The sequence below is a fragment of the Desulfoprunum benzoelyticum genome (assembly GCF_014201505.1).
In the GTDB taxonomy this organism is placed as follows: domain Bacteria; phylum Desulfobacterota; class Desulfobulbia; order Desulfobulbales; family Desulfocapsaceae; genus Desulfoprunum; species Desulfoprunum benzoelyticum.
In genome coordinates this window covers 1-20,741 of record NZ_JACHEO010000032.1, presented here as the reverse complement: position 1 = coordinate 20,741, position 20,741 = coordinate 1, and the positions used below count along the sequence as shown (strand labels likewise).

Below are 20,741 nucleotides of genomic sequence, written 5' to 3'. Positions count from 1 at the left end.
CATTTCATGAAACTGCAGTGGGAAAAGCCCGATTTCGACGCTCTGGTCGGCGGCACCGAATCGTGGTGCCCGTTCTGCGGTGACAAGGTGATGCAGGTGACGCCGTGCTTTCCCAAAGACCTGATCGCCGAAGGCAGGATGCGAAGAAACGATATGACCATCTTCCCCAATCTCGCTCCGTATGACACCATTGGGGCCGTGGCCACGTTCGGTGCGACGCACTTCATCCCTATGACAAACTTCACCGTCGACCTCATGGCCGGCGCCTTCGGGTTCGCGAGGGATTTTTTCAGGCGCGTCCACGCATCCGGCCACCCGGAGTCTGTGTACCACATCATCAACTGGAACTACATGCCGCCTGCAGGCAGTTCCCTGATCCATCCCCATCTGCAGGTCTTCTCCTCATCGACGCCGCCCAATCTCATGCGTCAGGAGATAGATGCATCAAAGGCCTACCACCTTGCCCATAAGACCACCTACTGGGATGACCTGGTTGCCGCTGAAAGGCAATCCGGGCAGCGGTACCTGGGCCGGATTGGCCGCAGTCACTGGATGACGGCCTATGCGCCCCTGGGGGTTGCCGGCGACGTCCTTGCCGTGGTCGAGGATGTCTGCTGGACTCCGGGGCTGACCGACGCCGACTTGAGAGATCTGGCAACAGGCCTGGCGAGGGTCATGGCCGAGTACGACAAAATGGGGATTTACAGTTTTAACATGAATTTCTTCACGGCTGCGGAGAGCGATGAGCACTTCCGCCTCCACCTCCTTTTTTCGCCCAGGACCTTTTTCAGCCAGAAACTGGGGACACCCGATGTGGGAGCTCTCCAGATGCTTTTCAACGAGACCATCTGCATGGCCTTTCCCGAGGAGATCAACACCATCCTGAAAAGCGCATTCTGAAACAGGCATCATCCCCCGTCACCGGGGCCTCAGGCCGGACGCCAGGGGGTCCCGGGAAGGGTTTTGTTTTCTGTCGCGGATTTCCCGATGGAGCTTTTTTTCAGTCATCGATCAGCTAATGGGTGATTGGACAACATGATTGAAAAACCATACAATGACGACAGGACCATTACCCTGATGTGTTGAAATCGTCTTCACAAGGCATGCATTCATGCCGCAACCGTCTGCTGATTTCATCTGGAGTGATCATTTCTTTACGGCAACCGGTCTGGAGTTCGAAAAGGATATGATCGACAACTACCGCCATGCCCGGACGACCTTTAACCAGTCGGCACATATCCGTTTTTAAGACCTGACCCGAAAGGTGGAACGGATGGAAAACGTATCCGAGAAATCGCAGAAAATCCTTGAGACCAGCCTGAACTGGCAGTATCCGCCGTTCAGCGAAGAGACGGGATTGGCCCGCGTTGTCGCCTTCGGTGATCACAGCCACAGGTGCCCCGTCTACGTCCGGCAGACCCCGCCCTGCACCGGCGCCTGTCCGGCGGGCAACGACATCCGCGCCTGGCTGACCACGGTCGAGCAGACCGAGCTGAAGAAGCGCAGTCGGCAGGAGTCGTACGAATTGGCCTGGCACGAGGCCAGCAAGACCACTCCGTTCCCGGCGAGCTGCGGTCGGATCTGTCCCTTCCCCTGCGAAACCGCCTGTAATCGTAACAAAAAAGAGGGCCAGGGTGTCAATATTGCCGCCTTCGAGCGGTGGATCGGCGATTACGGCATAGCCCGAGGCCTTGCGCATACAAAGCTGCGCACCGAGCCCATGGCCGAAAAGGTGGCCGTGATCGGCGCAGGACCGGCGGGCCTCAGTTGCGCCTTCCAACTGGCCCGACGGGGCTACCCGGTCACCATCTTCGAGGCCCTGACCAGGCCCGGCGGTATGCTGCGCTATGGGATTCCGGCCTTTCGCCTGCCCCGGGCGGTGCTCGACGCCGAGATCGCCGCCATTGTCGAATTGGGCGTGGAGATCGAGCGCAATCAGCCCGTTGACAGCAGCGGTCTGCAGGACATCAGGAAGCGCTTCGATGCGGTCTTTGTCGGCGTCGGGGCGCACCAGGGTATCGAGCTGGACCTGCAGGGCCAACATGCCGCCAACGTCTTCAGCGGCGTCTCCTTTCTGCGCCGGGTCAATACCGGGGAGATTCCCGACATCGGTGACAGGGTCATTGTCGCTGGCGGGGGCAATACTGCGATTACCGCCGCCCGTGCCGCCAGACGCCTGGGCGCGGCGGTGACGATCATCTACCGCAGGACCCGGGCGGAAATGCCGACCCTTGACCGGGAAATCGAACACTCTCTTCTCGAAGACATCACCATTCGCTATCTCGTCGCCCCGCTTGGAATCCGGATTGAAAACGACCGGGCCACAGCTGTCCACTGCGTGAAAATGGAACTTGGCGGAGCCGACGAACGCGGGCGCCGGTCGGTCGCTCCAGTTCCCGGTTCCGAGTTCGAGCTGCCCTGCACCGCCCTGATTACCGCCTTCGGTCAGCGGCCGGAAACAGCAGGACTGGGCATCGCCGCCAATCCGCACGGCTGGTTGCGGCCGAAGGACAAGTGGTCGCTCGACGAAGGCCTGTATGCCGGCGGCGACGTGTTCGGCCTGGCTCTGGTGACCACTGCCATTGGTCATGGACGCATGGCCGCGGAACAGATCGACGCCGATTTGTGCAACCGGCGTGTCCGTGACCTCGGTACCAGGGAGGTCGTGAGCCACGAGGCCCTGCGCCTTGAATATTATCCGGATCTGCAGCGCAACGAAAACAGCTCGGTACCGCTTGCGGACCGCTGCAGCAAAGGGTTCGACCTCGAGGCGGACCTGGGGATCACCGAAGAGCAGTTCATGGCCGAAGCGCAGCGCTGCATGAGCTGCGGCCTCTGCTTTGAATGCCGGCAATGCCTGATCTTCTGTCCCCAGCAGGCGATAAAGGAATTTCCCGACAACCCGACCGGGGAGGTGATGTATACCGATTACACCCGCTGTGTCGGCTGTCACATCTGCTCCCTGGCCTGTCCGTGCGGCTCTATACGGATGGGCATGTCGAACGAACTCTGAGCCGGGGATCCGGATTATGGACAAAGATCTCGAACAACAACTCCGGCAGGCCATAGACCGTTCCAGGCAGTGGGCAAGCGATGGCTGGCCGGTCACCTTCGGTGACAGGGGAGTGGTCGTCTCTTCTCTGTCCCAGGCGCAGAATCTTCCTGTGAGTGCAGTCTACCGCCTGGTTGCCGTCGGCTACTGGCGGAATGTCGACCAGATCGGCCACGAAGCGGCAGCATGGGGCGAAAAGGCCCTGCGCCACCTGGCCGACAACAACCTGCGGGCGGTGGAGGCGGCGGTATATTATGCCTGTTATCTGGAACGGCCTCTGGCTCGCTACGCCGCGACCTGGCAGCCGCTTTCCTCTCTCTTGCAGCGTACCTTGGATTTTCCGGCAGCCCCGGACGAGTGAGTCCTGGATTTGCCTGATCCCGTTTTGTGCAGTCGTTATCCAAGAACCTTCAGCCCATGGCGAGGTGAACAATGAGAATCGGGTGGTTACGGCAGGTGCGTTATCTGCCGATCTGTTTTCTGCTGTTCTGTTTCCCACCGTCGACCGGTGCCGCCGACCTTGCCGCAGGCGATCCGCTGCGCGGCCAATCACTCTTTGCCGGCGCCACTCCTCTGGCCCAGGGCGGCGCGCCCTGTCTGGCCTGCCACGGCATTGCCGGCCGCGGTATGGGGATGGCCGGCAGTGCCAGCTTCGGACCGGATCTGACGACGATATTCGACGACTACGGGGCTGAGGGGATCGCCGCCATGTTGGACGATCTCGCTTTTCCGAGCATGGAGCCGATTTATGCCACACGTCCCCTGACTGTCGAGGAACAGGCGGATATGGGGGCCTATCTGGCCAAAACGGCGGGAGAGGCGCAGTTGCCTGCCGGGAACCGGATGGCCGGACACGTCGCCATCGGTCTGGCTGTCATAACGGCCTTGCTGGTTATGTTCGGCCGGGGGCGTCTGCACGGGGTTCGCCGGCCTCTGGTCCTCGGGTTAGGTACAGGGCAAGGTGAACGACGATGAGCTGGATACAGGATATTATCAACCCGAAGGCGCGGGCCTGGGAAGAATTTTATCGCAACCGTCACCAGGCCGACAAGGTGGTCCGCAGCACCCACGGGGTCAACTGCACCGGCGGCTGTTCCTGGAATGTCCATGTCAAGGACGGCATCGTCGGCTGGGAACTGCAGGCAACCGATTATCCCGCCTTGGAGCCGAGTCTGCCGCCCTACGAACCGCGGGGCTGCCAGCGGGGGATTTCCTTCTCCTGGTACCTCTACAGCCCGTTGCGGATCAAGTATCCCTATCTGCGCGGGGTGCTGACCGACCTCTGGTGCGCGGCCAAGGCCCGGCACAGTGACCCAGTGGCTGCCTGGGCTGCAATTGTCGAAGATCCACTGCAGCGAAAGAGCTACCAGCAGGCTCGCGGCAAGGGCGGATTCCGCCGCTCGAGCTGGGAAGAAGTCGAGGAGATCATTGCCGCCTCGACGGTCTATACCATCACGAAGTACGGCGCCGATCGCCTGGTTGGTTTCTCGCCGATCCCGGCGATGTCGATGCTCAGTTTCGCCGGCGGCAGCCGCTATATGCAGCTGCTCGGCGGCGCCAACCTGAGTTTTTACGACTGGTATTGCGATCTGCCCAACGCCTCGCCGGAGGTCTGGGGCGAGCAGACCGATGTCGCCGAGAGCGCCGACTGGTACAACAGCAAATACATCGCGGTGGTGGGCTCGAACGTCAACATGACCCGCACTCCGGACGCCCACTTTCTCGGGGAAGCGCGCCACAACGGCACCAAGGTGACGGTGCTGTCACCCGACTTCAACATGACCGCCAAACATGCCGACTGGTGGATTCCGGCCCATGCCGGCCAGGACGGCGCCTTCTGGATGGCGGTCAATCATGTGATTCTGAGTGAATACCACCATCGCCTGCAGACTCCGTACTTTCTTGACTACCTCAAGCGCTTCACCGATTGCCCGTTCCTGATCCAACTGACCGAACAGAACGGCGGCTACCGTGCCGGGCGGCTGGTGACAGCAACTGCGGTGGAACGCTACTGCAAGGAGGAAAATGCCGGCTTCAAATATCTGGTCTGGGATGAAACCAGCGATCAGCCGCGCCTGCCGCTGGGAACCCTCGGTTTCCGCTGGCAGGACAAGAAGGGTGAATGGAATCTGCAGCAAAATGATGGGCAGGACGGCAGCGTGATCGCCCCGGTCTTGACCCTGCTTGCCGGCAGGGAGGCGGTGTTGTCGGTAACCTTCGACGACTTCAGCTCCGGTCAGGCGATCCGGCGCGGCGTACCGATACGCTATGTGGCAACCCCACAGGGGCCTATACCGGTAACCACGGTGTACGACCTGTTGATGGCCCAGTTCGGGGTTGACCGTGGCCTGGAAGGCGCCTACCCCACGAGCTACGATGAGGATGCGGCCTACACTCCAGCCTGGCAAGAGAAGTTCACCGGCATCGCTCGCGCCAACGTCGTGCAGTTCGCCCGCGAGTGGGCCGCCACCGCCGAAACAACCGAAGGCAAATGCTCCATCATTATCGGTGCCGGGGTCAACCACTGGTATCATTCCAATCTTATCTACCGCGCCGGTATCGTGGCGCTGATGCTCTGCGGCTGTGTCGGCAAAAACGGCGGCGGTCTCAACCACTACGTCGGCCAGGAGAAACTGGCTCCGGTCGCCCCGTGGGCAACGATTATGGGAGCGCTCGACTGGAGCAGACCGCCAAGGTTCCAGAACGCCCCTTCCTATCACTACGTCCATAGCGATCAATGGCGCTACGAACGGACCAGCGACGAAGCCAGGGTCCAGCCGGTGGCCGAACACAATGCCATCACGTCCGGCCACACCATCGATCATCAGGTCCGGGCGGTGCGTAACGGCTGGCTCCCCTTTTATCCCCAGTTTGACCGCAGCCCGAGCGAGGTGGTCAAACAGGCCGAGGCCGCAGGCGCCAAGAGCAATCAGGAAATCGTCGACTGGACGGTCAAGGAGCTGGCGGCCGGGAAGATGAAGTTCGCGGTCGAAGATCCCGATGCCCCGGAGAACTGGCCGCGGCTCTGGATCATCTGGCGCGGCAATGCCCTGATGTCGAGTGGCAAAGGGCACGAATATTTTCTGAAGCATTACCTCGGTACCCACACCAACACCGTCGCTCCGGAAACTGCCGAGGAATCGGTCAAAGAGGTCAGGTGGCACCAGCAGGCGCCCGAGGGGAAACTCGACCTGGTGGTCGACATCAACTTCCGGATGGATACCTCGGCGCTCTACTCCGATATCATCCTGCCGACTGCCACCTGGTACGAGAAGGATGACCTCAACAGCACCGACATGCACTCCTTCATCCATCCGTTGCAGGCCGCGGTCCCGCCCTGCTGGGAATCGAGGAGCGACTGGGATATTTTCAAGGGATTGGCGAAAAAGTTCAGCGAACTGGCCGCGATCCATCTCCCCGAGCCAGTCCGTGACATTGTCGCCGTGCCGCTGCAGCACGACACCCCGGCTGAGATGGCCCAGCCGGAGATCAAGGAGTGGAGCAAGGGGGAATGCGACCCGATTCCCGGCAAAACCATGCCGGGTCTGGCGGTGGTCGAACGCGATTACAAAAACCTTTATAATCGCTTTATTTCCTTGGGTCCCGGCGCACGCGACGGTATCGGCGCCCACGGGCTGACCTGGGAGATCGACGATATTTACGACGAAATGGCGGAAAGCGACCGGACGGTGGAGTGGCAAGGCCGGAAATATCCGTCTCTGATCGATGCCAGGGATGCCGCCGAGATCATTCTGCGGCTCGCTCCCGAGACCAATGGAGAAATGGCCTTCCGCGCCTTTGCCGCCGAAGAGAAAAAGGTCGGGCTGCCGCTTACCGACCTGGCCGCCGACACCCGGGGGATCCGTACTACCTTCGCCGACCTCGACCGTCAGCCGCGGCGACTGCTCAACAGCCCGATCTGGTCCGGCCTGACCGGTAACGGCCGCGCGTATTCCGCCTACTGTCTCAATGTCGAGCGGCTGGTGCCATGGCGGACCCTGACCGGTCGTCAGCATTTCTACCTCGACCACCAGGGCTATATTGCCGCCGGCGAACATCTGCCGACGTACAAACCAAAACCTGATCCGAGTTCTTTGCAGGATCTGGTGGTCACCCCAACCGACCAAAAGAGCATCATGCTCAATTACCTGACCCCCCACGGCAAATGGGGAATTCACAGCACGTACGGCGACAACCAGCGGATGCTGACGCTTTCCCGCGGTTGCCATCCATTCTGGATCAACGATCAGGACGCCGCCCAGATCGGCGTGGTCGACAACGACTGGGTCGAAGTCTACAACGATCACGGTGTCGTGGTCACCAGGGCGGTAGTCAGCGCCCGCCTGCCCCGGGGAATTGCCTTCCTCTACCATGCCCCGGAACGAACTGTCGGTGTCCCCAAATCACCGCTGCGCAACGCCAGGCGGGCCGGTGGCCACAACAGCCTCAACCGCATCCGCCTCAAACCGAGCCTGATGCTCGGCGGCTATGGTCAATTCACCTACGGCTGGAACTACTGGGGGCCGACCGGGGCCAACCGTGACACCTTCATCCTGGTGCACAAACTCGAAGGAGAACCGCAATGGTGAAGATGGCTGCACTCGAAGATGTCATTGCCGGGGCGGATATCTTGCTCCGCTCCGAGGCCCCGGCCAGGGACGGCGCTCACGGCAAACGGCCCGCCCTGCCTGAAGTACAAGGAGACAAGCCATGAACATACGCGCCCAGGTATCGTCGGTTTTCCATCTCGACAAGTGCATCGGCTGCCATACCTGCAGCATCGCCTGCAAGAACCTCTGGACCGATCGCAAGGGTGTTGAGTACATGTGGTGGAACAACGTCGAGACCAAACCGGGGACCGGCTACCCGACGCAATGGGAGGATCAGGAAAAATATCACGGCGGCTGGGAAAAAAACGGGCGCCGGTTACAGCTGCGGCTCGGCGGCCGGGGCGGACTGCTCGGCAATATCTTCCACAACCCGCGCCTGCCGACCATGGACGATTACTATGAACCTTTTACCTACCGGTACGGTGAGCTGATCAGCGCTCCGGCCGGCAACGACCAGCCGACCGCCCGACCGGTGTCGATGATCAGCGGCAGGCCGATGGAAATACAGGCCGGTCCCAACTGGGATGACGACCTCTCCGGATCCGGAATCTACGCCGCCAACGATCCGGGAGTCCTGCACCTCAGCCCTGAACAGCAGGCACAGATGTTTGCCGTCGAAAGGCTGGTGATGTTCTATCTGCCGCGCATCTGCAACCACTGCCTCAACGCCGCCTGCGTTGCCGGCTGCCCCTCGGGAGCGATCTACAAGCGGGGTAAGGACGGTATCGTCCTGATCAACCAGGATAAATGCCGTGGCTGGCGAATGTGCGTTTCGGCCTGTCCCTACAAAAAGACCTACTACGGCTGGGCCACCGGCAAGTCGGAGAAATGCGTTCTCTGTTATCCCCGGCTGGAAGCAGGTGAAGCGCCGGCCTGCTTTCATTCCTGTGTCGGCCGCATTCGCTACCTCGGTGTTCTGCTCTACGACGCCGACCGGATCGAGACGGCCACCATGCAGGACGACAAAGACCTGGTGGCAGCCCAGCGGCAGATCATCCTTGATCCTTTTGATCCGCAGGTGCAGGCGGAGGCCCGGAAGGCGGGAATTCCGGAGCAGGTGGTTGAGGCTGCGCAGCGGTCGCCGGTCTATCTGTTTGTCAAGAAATGGCAGATCGCCCTGCCGCTGCATCCCGAATTCCGGACCCTGCCGATGCTCTTCTATGTGCCGCCGCTGTTGCCGGTGGTGTCGGAGGAACATCTCGGCACCCAGAGACTGGTGGACGATTATTTCACGACTCTGGAAAACGCCCGGCTGCCGGTACAGTACCTGGCCGGATTGTTTGCCGGCGGCAATACAGAGGAAATCAAGGCCGTCTATCGTAAACTGATGGCGGTGCGCATCCAGCGACGCCGGATCACCGTCGGCGACGTGAGCGAGAGCGAAGTGGCCAAAGCCCGGGAATTGGGGAAGGTGAGCGCCGAGGAGATCGAGGCGATTTTCCGCATGACCGCACTGACGTCCATCAAACAGCGAATCGTGATCCCGCCGATGCTGCGCGAGCAGGCGATCGAAGCGGGCATGGACCCGGAAAGATATAAGCAGGAGATGGGCTTTGGCAGCCGTCGCCCCCCGAAGCGGAGGTGGTAATCATGGCCCCAGCCACGACGGTCCAGCGCATCTGCTGCCACTTTGCCGAACTCCTCAGCTATCCCACCGCGGACCTGGCGGCCACGGTTGCTGCCTGCAGTGCGCTGCTGCGAAAGGATTATCCGGAGTCGGTTTCCTCCCTGGAGTGTTTCACCGATTTTCTGCACGCCCAGCCGCCGGCCCGGGTCGAAGAGATCTATACCACGACCTTCGATCTGCAGCCTGTTTGCCATCCCTACATCGGCTATCAGCTCTGCGGCGAGAGCCAGCAACGAGCGATGTTCCTGATGCAACTGAACCGGCTGTACCGCCGCTATGATTTTGTCGCCGGGGTCGAGCTTCCCGACCATGTGAGCACCCTGCTGCGTTTTATCGGCACCCGGGCGCCGGACGATTGCCGGCGGGAACTCATCGAAGACGGCCTTCTCCCGGCCCTGGCAAAAATGGTGGAAGGTCTGGACAGTGCAGCCCATCCGTACTCGGCGCCACTGCAATCCCTGCGGAGTTTTCTGCAGGCCGTTGTTGAACCCGGATTGCCGGCAACGGGCCGGCTGGAGGAGTGCCCCTTATGACCGATCTAATCCTGTTTGGCGTATTGCCCTACATTGCGGTCACGGTGGCCGTTTGCGGCAGTGTCTACCGGTATGCTGTTGACCGTTATTCGTTGTCGTCGCAGTCGTCGCAATTCCTCGAAAGTCGGACGCTGTTCTGGGGAACGGTGCCCTGGCACTACACGATTGTACCGATCCTACTCGCCCATCTGCTCGCTTTTCTCTTTCCAGCTGCCTGGGGAACGCTGCTCGGCCGCCCGTTGCGGCTCTACCTGTTGGAAATCAGCGGCATGGCCCTGGGACTGGTCGCGGGGGTGGCAATGGTCGTGTTCCTCGTCCGGCGAGCGGGCAATCCGCGGATTGGCGCCGTCACCACGGTTATCGACTGGGTGCTGCTGGCAGTCCTGCTGCTGCAGGTGGCAACCGGGGTCTACATCGCCGTTACCTTGCGCTGGGGTTCGCTCTGGTATCTGCATACCACAACTCCCTGGCTGTGGTCGCTGGTGCAACTTGATCCCCAGGTGTCGTACATGGCGGTGATGCCTGCGATCGTCAAGGTACATGCGGTCAACGCCTTTTTTCTGCTGGCCTTGGTCCCCTTCTCGCGGCTGATCCATATGATCAGCGTACCGCTGGCGTATCTGGGCCGTTCCGCTCAGGTAGTGGTATGGTACCGCCGTTAGGAGGCTGTCCGTCGCAGAATCCCGGCATACAAAGATCACGATATCGACGAATGTGCGGCAGTGACCGGTGACAAGCGATCGCGCAAAAACACGACGATTTCAAGGAGCAGGAGGCCAAGTACAATCCAGGCAAAATAATCATGGATCGTACGGTGGAGGGACAACAGCAAAGACCCGGGCGCAACGCTTGGCGAGGGGTCGAAATTCATATTAAAGGCATACAGCATACCGAAGGTAAAGTTTCGTGACCACTGGGTCGGATTGTAGACGAGAAGACCGTCCACGGGCCCATGCATCCTGACCCGCTTGATGGCCCTGGCAATTTCGAAAAGTTCGATGATGACGAACCACGCGATGACCCACAGCCAGACCACGAGCGTCAGACTGGGTGGAATGACGCCGCAGACGACACTTGCCAGGCCGGTAATGGACATCGCCCCGTGAGTGATGCAGTTGGTGTTGTACCAGTCGCTGTCCAGATCGAAAGCACCTCCTGCGTCAGCGTACCTTCGGGCGATCAGGTAGAAACTCACGATGTAGAACACCACCCCCAGCAAGATCGCCCAGGGCGCGACAATCCGGTACATCGAGCTGTCGCCGAAGGCCGCTTTCCAGACAATGACAAGCGATTGGGTGCTGACCGTCGAGAGGAACAGAACGCCGTGGACCTTCTGCCTGGTTTCAGCGTCAAAGAACTCTAAAAAACTCCCCATTGCCTGATAGACAAAGTACAGCCAGAGCCCGAGATTGCCGAGCACCATGACCTGGACCAGCGGTTCCCATTCCGGCAGACGTTGGCAGAGGGCAACGCCGCAGACCGACGTCCCGGCAATCCAGGTGCCGACGGCAAAGCGACCGACGGGATTGGCGAAGTGCCTCTCTGCGATTCTGCCTTGCGCCATATCCATGAGATAGGATCCGGCAATGAAAAGAAATAACAGAAAGAGGACCAGGGTAAAGGCGCGGGATAGATTGTTCAGCAGTGGAAACGCAATGATGGCACCGTTTATGAAAATACCGTTCGCCATCACGATCGCCCCGGATGCAGTCGGGGAAGGCATGTCCTTGATAAACAGGACCTTTATCACCAGGAACAGAGCGACAAGCAGGAAGAAACGGATAATTTCCTGAGAAGCGGCAATCGACCCGGTGGTAGCGACCCACAGGACGGCCGTCACGCACAGGGCAAAAATGGCTATGCCTTTCAGTTGCCTGACATTGAGCTGCTTAATATTGTTTCCTCCACCATCGAAGTGTCGCGATCGTGCTCACAGTCGACGTTGCTTATCTCAATGAGGTAGCTTTTCACCAGCTCTCTGTACTTTCAGCAAAAGCGCTAGCCCGGTATCTCTCAAAACACATCGCCATGGTTCGGTATACGATATGCGCAAATTTGGTGTAGGGCATATAGAGGAACAGCATCAGAACGGATACGAGATGCAGGAAATACACAATATAACCGAATGTTGGCACACCGGCCCAACGCAACAGCTCGGCGCCGAGCCCTGTAACACCTACTGCGGTTATCTCCCAGATCAGGAACCAGTCATAAAAAATCCAGACCGATTTTCCTTCTTTCTCACGTTTCAGCCGATTACCCCAGAGAACCCAGATGCCGTACAACAAGGCAATTGCAGAAATATTAGCAAGGATTTTGAAAGGATCGGTCAGAGGCAAAGGACCATGAAAGGATGGCCAGATAAGTCCCAGGAGGTCTTGCCTGAACGCCGACCAACAGGTGAGAATGAAAGCGCCGATAAAACCAAGCACCAATGGCAGGTGCCCCCTGGCCCGATCGACGTTAGCACCGCACTTGAGAAATCGAGTATGCTGCATTGTCTCAACGAGAGAAGGCCAGAGAAATTCGTTAAAGAACATCACGATGGAAGGCCTGAAGCTGGAATGCAAATTTGATTTTTCACACATTAAACTCCACATTCTTCGTATACCCCTGACAATTGAGAATACGGCTATGCCTGCGGCAGGTATCATGATTGAAACGATAAAGGTGGTGTTTTTCGGATACCACTTGAAATCCCAGTGTCCGAAAAATCGGGTGTACCCATAGCGTTCAAAAGCATCGGCTGAAGGGATATGCATTGCGCCCGACAGAAACCAGAGAATCAGGATGATGCCTGTGGGGATACCGATCAACAACGGCAGATTTTTTGCGCTTGTTGCCAAGTCAGCAAGCCAGGCCGGCCAGCTGTGGAATGTGTAGATATAGGCACGGATCGCACCCAGAGTTTCAGCCGGCTTGGCGCCACGTGGACATATCTCGGTACAATCGCCGCATTGATGACACAAAAACACATCAGGGTCGGCCAGAAGATTTTCTTTCATTCCCCATTGTGCCCAAAGCATTTCCTTTCTCGGGAAAGGTTTTTGATCCGAGGACAACGGACAGGCTACAGAACAGGACGCACACTGATAACATTTCTTCAGCGTATCCCCTCCTGTCTCTTGCAGAGATTGAATGAATTCAAAATCGGGTATATTGGCCATGACAATCTCCCTTTATATTTCCTCGTGAAACCAACTCAACTTGCAAATTCGAAGTATTGCGCTTATCCGCGCCCAATACTTACGGTCGATAGTGTTTTATGGAGATGTATCCCCGACAAAATTTGAAAACCACTGCCAAGAGTCGAGCTTTGATATCTGAATGGAAAAAATACGTTACCCCTCCGAAAAGAGCAACGACCACGCAATGGGAGATCCAACCAGCAGACTTAGACCATATTTTGCTGGTTGCTCGCATGGTGTTGCACCAAGCTCCCCTGCAATATGGGTCATTGCAGGAGAGAAATAGACGATAACCTCACAGTGAAGACGCCCTTCCGATTCATGCCGCAGAAATACAGCCATTTCATTGGGGCAATGAGCTTTTTTATACGCTGACAAGCAGATGATCTCAACGTGGTCTAACTCCAGGAAGGCCAACATCGCGTCACCGAGATTTTTACGAAACCATTTGCCCATGTATGATCCTTTGAATATCTAGAGCAATGCTGCTTTCAGAAAGAGGATATTGTTTTCAAGATGTACATGCTTATGGAGATCGTCCTCAAATTCCTTGAGTTTCTGGTAAGTAACCATAAACGTGTTGCAGGCATCTCCTGGTAGCGCATATCCCCCGGCAAGATGACGAATTTTGTGGATTGCATCGCCGACTTCTTCATGCTCGTGAATGAGTTTTTTGAGCAAGTTTTTTATGATTTCGATGTCTGTGGCTGCTGCTGTTGTTATTGCTCCAGTTTTTCTCTGCAGATCGACCCGCTTGATTGCAGGAAAGAACTCTTCTTCCTCTTGCTTGAGGTGGGCTGTCAAGTCGATTGCAATCTTATCAAAAATTGTGGCGATCTCCATTAACTCCGGGTGGCGAGTACCATGTACGGCGGCTATTTTCCGGGTATTGGCAGCGATCTGGAAAGTATTCTCTTTAAGATAGGAATGATGCACGTTTATGATGTAATCGGCCAAGAACGACACCTCCCACGAAGAATAATCCTGGCTTCGTTCGACCGGTATGTTTTTAACCGCCGCTATCTCTTCTATTATTGTGGCAAGATCGATGCCTTTTTCTGCGCAGGTCGCCATGAGAGCAACCTTACCTCCACAACAGAAGTCGATCCCGTGGCCTTCAAAAACCTTGGCGGTTCGATAATCCTCGGCGACAATCTCACCAATTGTTTTTTTAGATTCTTCCATTTTGATCTCCTTCAACGAATCGACGTCAGGCATGGACATTAGAATTTCACTTGTCATTGACAAATTACAAAAAAATAAAATTTCTTGTAAACGTCATGACGAAGATTTTCACACAGTCAAGCTCGACACAATGAATACACTCAACCTTTCAATGAACTCTTCTATTCTTCACACAACTGTTCGGAAATCAATCGATCGGCGTAACACGTGGGGTCAATTATTTTTCAACAATGATGAAACTCACAGGACATGCGTCAGCCCTTTCTCCTTAGAGGACCAGAAAACAACTACTCAATGATGCGAAATTATCTCCTTCAACCCTGTTCTTTGAAATTGTATCGTACAATGTCAGTGAAGAACAAATTTTTCTGGATGTGTTTGATCAAAGTCAATTTTTCGGGATTTGCCGGCACAAACAGCTGTTTTTTTGCACGTACTGCCGGTTCGGAACCGACAGTGCAGAGGCAATCGATAACATGCCCGATCCTGGAAATCTTCTGTCCAGCGCGATGACCGTCGTGCCCAGACAGTTGTCAGGCAGGCGTCTGATCTTGCCCTGACTCTGGATGTCCCGTTCTGGCTGCAGTTGCGAACTGTTCTATTGCGAGGATATCAATGTCCAGGGCGCGGAGCATCTCCTCCTGCACGGCAGCGACCATAGAATGCCTTGACCGGAGAGAGGTGCCGGTCCGGGGTGTCGTTCCACCCGGGTATGAGGTGTTTGCCAGGGAGATCCTGGGATTGTTGGCGATGAAGCAGGAGGGAATCTGGCGGCATCTGCGCAGATACTCAGGTTTCAGCTTTTGCGGTTAAAAAAAGGACCCAGCAATTTCAACCTGATCCAGGTTGACTCTGAAATACCCCTGAAGATAAGATGATTTGTTAGAGTGCTTCAGTTGCCGTTGCAGGGAAGGCTGAGTTACCAGACGCAAATAACAGGCGGATTGCCTGGAGGCGGGGCATGCAACAGAGAGGATGAAGCCGGGGGATATCCCGGCGCTGTCAGACGTTTTGCTGGTGATTTCCTGATCCGATTCGGCATCTATCCCGGTGTTGCGGCCCTATGAGAGTTTATTGTACCCATCTCAAAGGAGGAGGCAAAATGCGGATCAAGATGTCGGTTGTGGGATTGTTGGCCATGGCAATCATAGGTTACGCCGGGGGTGTGTCTGCCGGCGATCCCTGTGTCGATTGCCATACCACGATTTCTCCCGGCCAGGTCAAGGATTGGCAGGTCAGCAAGCATTCCGGGAATGACGTGACCTGTTCCACCTGTCATGGCGACAAGCATATGAAGGCGGAAGACGCCGCCCTGGCCCAGATGCCCGATGAAAAGGTGTGCGCCGAATGCCATGAAGAGCAGTTCAACCAGTTTGCCAGCGGCAAACACAATTACGGCTGGACCTCGCTGAATGCGATCCCGGCCACCCACCTTGCCCCCGACGAGCTGATCGAGGGCGGCCGCGGGTGCGGCGGCTGCCACAACATGGGGATCAAGACCGAGGAGCAGAAAAAGGAACTGCGGGACAAGGGCTATCGCTACCAGACCAACTCCTGCGACGAGTGCCATACCCGGCACGCCTTTTCCAAGAAAGAAGCCCTGAATCCAAGGGCTTGCCAGCAGTGCCACATGGGATACGACCATCCGCAATGGGAAATGTGGTCCAGTTCCAAGCACGGGGCGCGCTATTACATCCAGAAAGAGGGGGATCTGCCGAATGAGGCGGCTGCACCCAGCTGCCAGCAATGTCATATGCCGGACGGCAACCATGCCAACCATACCGCCTGGGGCTTCCTCGGCGTGCGGCTGCCCCTGCCCGAGGACAAGCAGGCCGCGGCCGATCGGGTGACGATTCTCAAGGCCCTCGGCGTGTTGAACCCGGAATCCGGTGAGGCCACCCCCATCCTCGATGCCGTCAAGGCCGTCGACATGGTCCGGCTCGATCAGGAGTCCTGGGAGAAGCACCGCAACAAGATGATCAAGACCTGTGCCGGCTGCCACTCGGAACAATATGCCAGGAAACAGCTGGAAATGGGCGACGCCATCCTCCAGAAGTCGGACCGGCTGATGGCCGATGCCATCGAGACGGTCGCCGCCCTGTACAAGGACGGCATCATCAAGAAACCCGAAGGATATCCGTTCAACTATCCCTTCCTGTTGACCTTCATGCACACCAACGGCGCCAACTGGAATGAAAAGCTCGATGATCTGTCCTTCATCGATCAGGTCCTGGTGCAGATGTACATGAAACACCGGATGCGGGCCTATCAGGCCTTCTTCCATGTCAACCCGGACTATGCCTACTGGTACGGCTGGAACGAGATGACCAAGGATCTCGGGGAAATCAAGGAGTTGGCGAAGACCATGCGGGCAACGCATGTCGAGAAGAAATAACGAGGAGCCGGGCGAAACCTGCGATGGATCCGTTTTGCCCCTGTCGATCAAAATCGAGCGTCAACGTTTCTGCAACGCGTAAGAAGCGGGCGCTGTAAACGGAGCGAGCCTGTTGAATTCGGATCAACAGGCTCGCTTTCTGTTGGACGTTCAAGCCTGGTTGCTTGATTGCATGAAAACCACATCTCCTTGCTTGTATATCAATCCGTGCTGATTGATGAGACAACGCCGGCAGTCCCGGATTCTTTCCGACAGCAGCAAAAGACTTATCTGCCGGCCATCATCGCCGCGATGTCCTCATCGACGGTGCCGATCGGTTTGATGTCGAAGTTTTCCACCAGCACTTTGGCGACCCCGGGCGACAGGAAACCGGGCAGGGTCGGGCCGAGGCGCATCCCCTTGAAGCCGAGATAGAGAAGGGCCAGCAGCACCGCCACCGCCTTCTGCTCATACCAGGCGATATCAAACGACAACGGCAGCTTGTTGATGTCGTCGAGGCCGAAGACCTCCTTCAGTTTCAGGGCGATGACCGCCAGCGAATAGGAGTCGTTGCACTGACCGGCGTCGAGTACCCGCGGGATGCCGCCGATATCGCCGAGCTGGAGTTTGTTGTAGCGGAACTTGGCGCAACCGGCGGTGAGGATGATCGTGTCCTGCGGCAGATTGGCGGCGACATCGGTATAATACTGGCGGGAGTTGTGGCGGCCGTCGCAGCCGGCCATGACGATGAAACGTTTGATCGCCCCGGACTTGACCGCCTCCACCACCTTGTCGGCCAGGGCCAGCACCTGATTGTGGGCAAAGCCGCCGACGATGGCGCCCTTCTCGAGCTCGGTCGGCGGTTTGCAGCCCTTGGCCTGGGCGATCAGCGCCGAAAAGTCCTTAGCCCCGCCGGACGGCCTGTCGGCAATATACTTCGAGCCGTCGTAGCCAACCACGCCGGTGGTATAGAGGCGGTCGAGGTAGGTACTGCTCTTGCGCAGCGGCACCAGGCAGTTGGTGGTCAGCAGCACCGGGCCGTTGAACGACTCGAACTCCTCCAGCTGGTGCCACCACGAGCCGCCGTAATTGCCGACGAAGTGGGGATATTTCTTGAACGCCGGGTAGTAGTTGGCCGGCAGCATCTCGCCATGGGTATAGACATCGATGCCGGTGCCCTCGGTCTGTTTGAGCAGTTCTTCCATGTCTTTGAGGTCATGGCCGCTGATAAGAATACCTGGGTTCTTACCCACGCCGATATTGACCTCGGTGATTTCCGGATGGCCATAGGTGGTGGTATTGGCCTCATCCAGCAAGGCCATCGTGGTTACTGCCATTCCGCCGGCCTTCATAACCATGGCGACCATTTCATCAACGGAGAGATCCCTGGTCGTTGAGGCCAGAGCTTCGAGCATGAAATCATCGATCTCGCTCTTGCGAAAACCGAGGACGGCAGCATGGTCGGCATAGGCGGCTATACCTTTCAGCCCGATGACCAGGAGTTCACGCAGGGAGCGAACGTCTTCATGGGCTGTACTCAATATTCCGACCGATTTTGCTTTCTCGGCAAATGTTGACGTCGCGCCGGTCCAGGTGGCTGCATCCGGCAGAACACCGTCAAAATCCCTGCCGTTTTTGGCCTTATAGGCAGCCAAGAAGGCTGCCTTCAGTTTGTCGCGCCGAACCAGGCCTTCCTCGACCATACTGACAAAACGGGAATTCGACCAGTTTGCGTTGGTGATAGTCGCAAAGAGGCCCTGCAGAACGAAGTCGTCATTGGAATGGTCCGGTTGCCCGAGTTCCTTGAGTTTTTCGCCGTACACTGCAACTCCTCGCAATACGAAAATCAGCAAATCCTGCAGGTTGGCTGTTTCCTCCGGTTTGCCGCACACTCCCTTGATCGTGCAGCCGGTGTTTTTTGCGGTTTCCTGACACTGGAAGCAAAACATGTTAGTCCTCCTTTTGATGGTTATTTATCGAATTACTCTTCTTTTACTCAGCCAGTTGGCTGTTCAATACCTTTCTATGAATCCGTCACACCTTGAAGTTGCTCTCTTTGTGTTTTGCTGCAATGGTGTCGGCCAATCGGTCAAGCGCGTCAAATTCATTTCGTGACGGGACACCTTTGCTCAGAATTGGGTCGAGCACCTCAACTTTAAGGTTCGGGATCATTCCTGCGAGAGTTTCAACAACCTTACCGCCCCATCCATACGAACCGACAATGGATAAATAACGTGCCTTGGGCCGCAGGGCATTCGCCAGAAAAGCGCAATATGCCGCCATCGGATGCGGTCCGGTCAGAACTGTGGGGGTTCCGATAACAATCGTTCCTGCATCTACCAGTGACATCGCGAGTTTACCGATGTCGGTAACGGGCAGGTTGAACAACTCGACACGGACCTGCCGCTCGGTCAGGGATGCTGTCAGGTAATCGACCATCTTTCGAGTGCTGCCATGCATGGAAACAAAGGGAAAGGTCACTACGTTACGGGGAGAACCAATCGCCCAGTCCTGGTAGGCATCGATGATCCAAGCCGACTTGTTGTAAATTTGACCGTGGCTGGGGGCAATCATGTCGATATTATAAGGCGCGAGTTTCTCAATATTTTTCTGGATCACATTCCGAAAAGGCATCATGATTTCAGCAAAATATCGTTTTGCTGCCTCATATACGCGCCCCTTGTCGGTCACAAAAAGATCGCTGCTGGCAATATGTGCGCCGAAGAAATCGCAACTGAAAAGGATCCGATCCTCTTCGAGATAGGTCACCATGGTTTCCGGCCAGTGTACCCAGGGTGTAAAAATGAATTTCAGCGTCTTATCACCAAGAGAGAGTGACTCGCCGTCGACAACCGTGATGAATTTGTCTTCGGCGATGTGCAGGAGATCGATAAGCATGGATTTGGCCTTGGCGCTCGTGACCACTTTTGCTTCAGGGTACCGTGCAAGGACGCGGGGAATTGAGCCGGAATGATCTTGTTCGGCATGTTGAGAAATCACATAATCCACCCGGGAAGTCTCATCCAATTGGGCCATCAGCATCTCGACCAATTCAGGTTCAACCGCATCGATCAGGACGGTCTTCTCGCTTCCTTGAATGAGGTAGGCGTTATAAGTCGTCCCGTCGGGAAGCGGGATTAGAGAATCAAACAAACGCCTGTCCCAATCAACAGCCCCCATCCAGTAAACATTTTTGACTATTTGTCTTTTTCGCATGCATCTACCCCTTTTCTGATAATTTTTTCAGTTACTTGCCTGATTTTTCATATAATTTTCAGTTCCTGATACCCCGTTGATACATGGTATAAACACTGAGAGCAATATCTCGAATACGCTGGATATCTCCAAATAGTATTGACTGTATGATGTAAGTAATCAGTTACTAGCTTAACCACTGAAGCAGTACTCGCAAGTGCTTCCGTCAAAATATAGCCTTGGTTGGCCTGCAAAGATACGGGATGGATCCCTTCGCCAGTGACCCTGACCTTGAAGTCGATCCGTATATCGATGCTCTCCTTTCCGGATGGGTACATCGAACGGATGTTGAAAGAACTGAGTCCACAGTTGCGATTTGACTCATTCCTTTGGAGAAGATTCTTATAACAATTGACCTGAATCAATCCGGATGCTGTTTTTGTTTGCTATAAGGAATCTCAATATTCGTTTCAACAATGCAAGGGTCATCATTTTTCCAGTATTGTCTTCGTAGATATTTGAAAACACTCGAAACAAGATAAACTCTATTTATCAGAGAGGATGCATCATGACTATCTTATACCTGTTTCCAGCCATTACAGGACTCATATTGTTGGGTTTGCATTTCTTCAGAAACGACAATGCTTTTGCGATGTATGTATCTTTTCTCGTGATTTTCCTTATGTTCGTTCGCCGTCCATGGATCGCTCGCATACTTCAGACATGTCTCATAATCGGTGCATTTGAGTGGGTTCGAACAACGGTTCTCCTGACAATCGAAAGAAATCAAAATGGAGAACCCTTCCTCAGACTGGCAATTATTCTCGGTGCGGTCGCACTTTTTACACTTTTTTCGGCTCTTATTTTCAGGACAAAAAGAATTCTGATTACCACTGAAGTTCAGCCTCGACAGATTTATCAGTGGTAGGACGCTATCTGTCCTACCGACCATGGTAAAATACTCCCTAAGAACAACC

At 56.2% G+C, this 20,741-nt stretch carries 17 protein-coding genes; 11 read left to right on the top strand and 6 right to left on the bottom strand.

Features of this window, described 5'->3' with window-relative positions:
* From HNQ81_RS16600 to narI, 10 genes are all read left to right on the top strand, one after another.
* A partial coding sequence (locus HNQ81_RS16600) for a hypothetical protein (RefSeq protein ID WP_183352459.1) occupies positions 1–900 on the top strand: 900 nt, incomplete at its 5' end.
* 211 nt (positions 901–1,111) lie between these two features.
* Positions 1,112–1,249 carry a hypothetical protein gene (locus HNQ81_RS16595; RefSeq protein WP_183352461.1) on the top strand — a complete coding sequence of 46 codons (138 nt, stop codon included), beginning with the start codon at positions 1,112–1,114 and terminating at the stop codon, positions 1,247–1,249.
* Between the two features lie 24 nt (positions 1,250–1,273).
* The gene (locus tag HNQ81_RS16590; protein ID WP_183352457.1) at positions 1,274–3,013 is read left to right on the top strand and encodes an NAD(P)-binding protein; all 1,740 of its coding nucleotides are present in this window, start codon (positions 1,274–1,276) and stop codon (positions 3,011–3,013) included.
* Positions 3,014–3,029: 16 nt separating this feature from the next.
* Positions 3,030–3,413, top strand: a complete 384-nt coding sequence (locus tag HNQ81_RS16585; RefSeq protein ID WP_183352455.1) for a hypothetical protein — start codon at positions 3,030–3,032, stop codon at positions 3,411–3,413.
* 71 nt (positions 3,414–3,484) lie between these two features.
* Positions 3,485–4,027, top strand: a complete 543-nt coding sequence (locus HNQ81_RS16580; RefSeq protein WP_183352453.1) for a c-type cytochrome — start codon at positions 3,485–3,487, stop codon at positions 4,025–4,027.
* On the top strand, positions 4,024–7,641 hold the full coding sequence (locus tag HNQ81_RS16575; protein WP_183352451.1) for a nitrate reductase subunit alpha: 3,618 nt from the start codon (positions 4,024–4,026) through the stop codon (positions 7,639–7,641). The genes HNQ81_RS16580 and HNQ81_RS16575 overlap by 4 nt, the downstream gene beginning before the upstream one ends.
* Positions 7,635–7,766, top strand: coding sequence for a hypothetical protein (locus HNQ81_RS17880; RefSeq protein ID WP_275888865.1), 132 nt, complete (start codon positions 7,635–7,637; stop codon positions 7,764–7,766). The genes HNQ81_RS16575 and HNQ81_RS17880 overlap by 7 nt, the downstream gene beginning before the upstream one ends.
* A complete protein-coding gene (narH, locus tag HNQ81_RS16570) occupies positions 7,763–9,250 on the top strand; it encodes a nitrate reductase subunit beta (RefSeq protein WP_183352449.1) in 1,488 nt (495 codons plus the stop codon). Before HNQ81_RS17880 ends, narH begins: the two co-directional genes overlap by 4 nt.
* A gap of 2 nt (positions 9,251–9,252) precedes the next feature.
* Positions 9,253–9,822, top strand: a complete 570-nt coding sequence (locus tag HNQ81_RS16565) for a nitrate reductase molybdenum cofactor assembly chaperone (protein WP_183352447.1) — start codon at positions 9,253–9,255, stop codon at positions 9,820–9,822.
* Entirely contained in the window at positions 9,819–10,484 is a 666-nt protein-coding gene (narI, locus tag HNQ81_RS16560; RefSeq protein ID WP_183352445.1) for a respiratory nitrate reductase subunit gamma, read from the top strand. The genes HNQ81_RS16565 and narI overlap by 4 nt, the downstream gene beginning before the upstream one ends.
* A gap of 35 nt (positions 10,485–10,519) precedes the next feature.
* Here the strand turns inward: narI and HNQ81_RS16555 are convergent, their stop codons facing one another.
* The 4 genes from HNQ81_RS16555 to ric form a co-directional block, all read right to left on the bottom strand.
* Positions 10,520–11,662, bottom strand: a complete 1,143-nt coding sequence (locus HNQ81_RS16555) for a TDT family transporter (protein ID WP_183352443.1) — start codon at positions 11,660–11,662, stop codon at positions 10,520–10,522.
* 127 nt (positions 11,663–11,789) lie between these two features.
* Positions 11,790–12,989: a quinone-interacting membrane-bound oxidoreductase complex subunit QmoC gene (gene qmoC / locus HNQ81_RS16550; protein WP_183352441.1), complete on the bottom strand. Its 1,200-nt coding sequence runs from the start codon at positions 12,987–12,989 to the stop codon at positions 11,790–11,792.
* A 174-nt stretch (positions 12,990–13,163) separates the two neighbouring features.
* Positions 13,164–13,466, bottom strand: coding sequence for a hypothetical protein (locus tag HNQ81_RS16545; RefSeq protein ID WP_183352439.1), 303 nt, complete (start codon positions 13,464–13,466; stop codon positions 13,164–13,166).
* Between the two features lie 18 nt (positions 13,467–13,484).
* Entirely contained in the window at positions 13,485–14,195 is a 711-nt protein-coding gene (gene ric, locus HNQ81_RS16540) for an iron-sulfur cluster repair di-iron protein (protein ID WP_183352437.1), read from the bottom strand.
* 1,138 nt (positions 14,196–15,333) lie between these two features.
* Between ric and HNQ81_RS16535 the strand changes: the two genes are divergently transcribed.
* A complete protein-coding gene (locus tag HNQ81_RS16535) occupies positions 15,334–16,590 on the top strand; it encodes a multiheme c-type cytochrome (protein ID WP_244960492.1) in 1,257 nt (418 codons plus the stop codon).
* 266 nt (positions 16,591–16,856) lie between these two features.
* On the opposite strand, the gene hcp is transcribed toward HNQ81_RS16535, so the two are convergent.
* Together hcp and HNQ81_RS16525 are read right to left on the bottom strand one after the other, a co-directional pair.
* Positions 16,857–18,518 carry a hydroxylamine reductase gene (gene hcp, locus HNQ81_RS16530; RefSeq protein ID WP_183352433.1) on the bottom strand — a complete coding sequence of 554 codons (1,662 nt, stop codon included), beginning with the start codon at positions 18,516–18,518 and terminating at the stop codon, positions 16,857–16,859.
* Between the two features lie 85 nt (positions 18,519–18,603).
* Positions 18,604–19,785, bottom strand: coding sequence for an FprA family A-type flavoprotein (locus HNQ81_RS16525; protein ID WP_183352431.1), 1,182 nt, complete (start codon positions 19,783–19,785; stop codon positions 18,604–18,606).
* Positions 19,786–20,741: the final 956 nt, after the last annotated feature.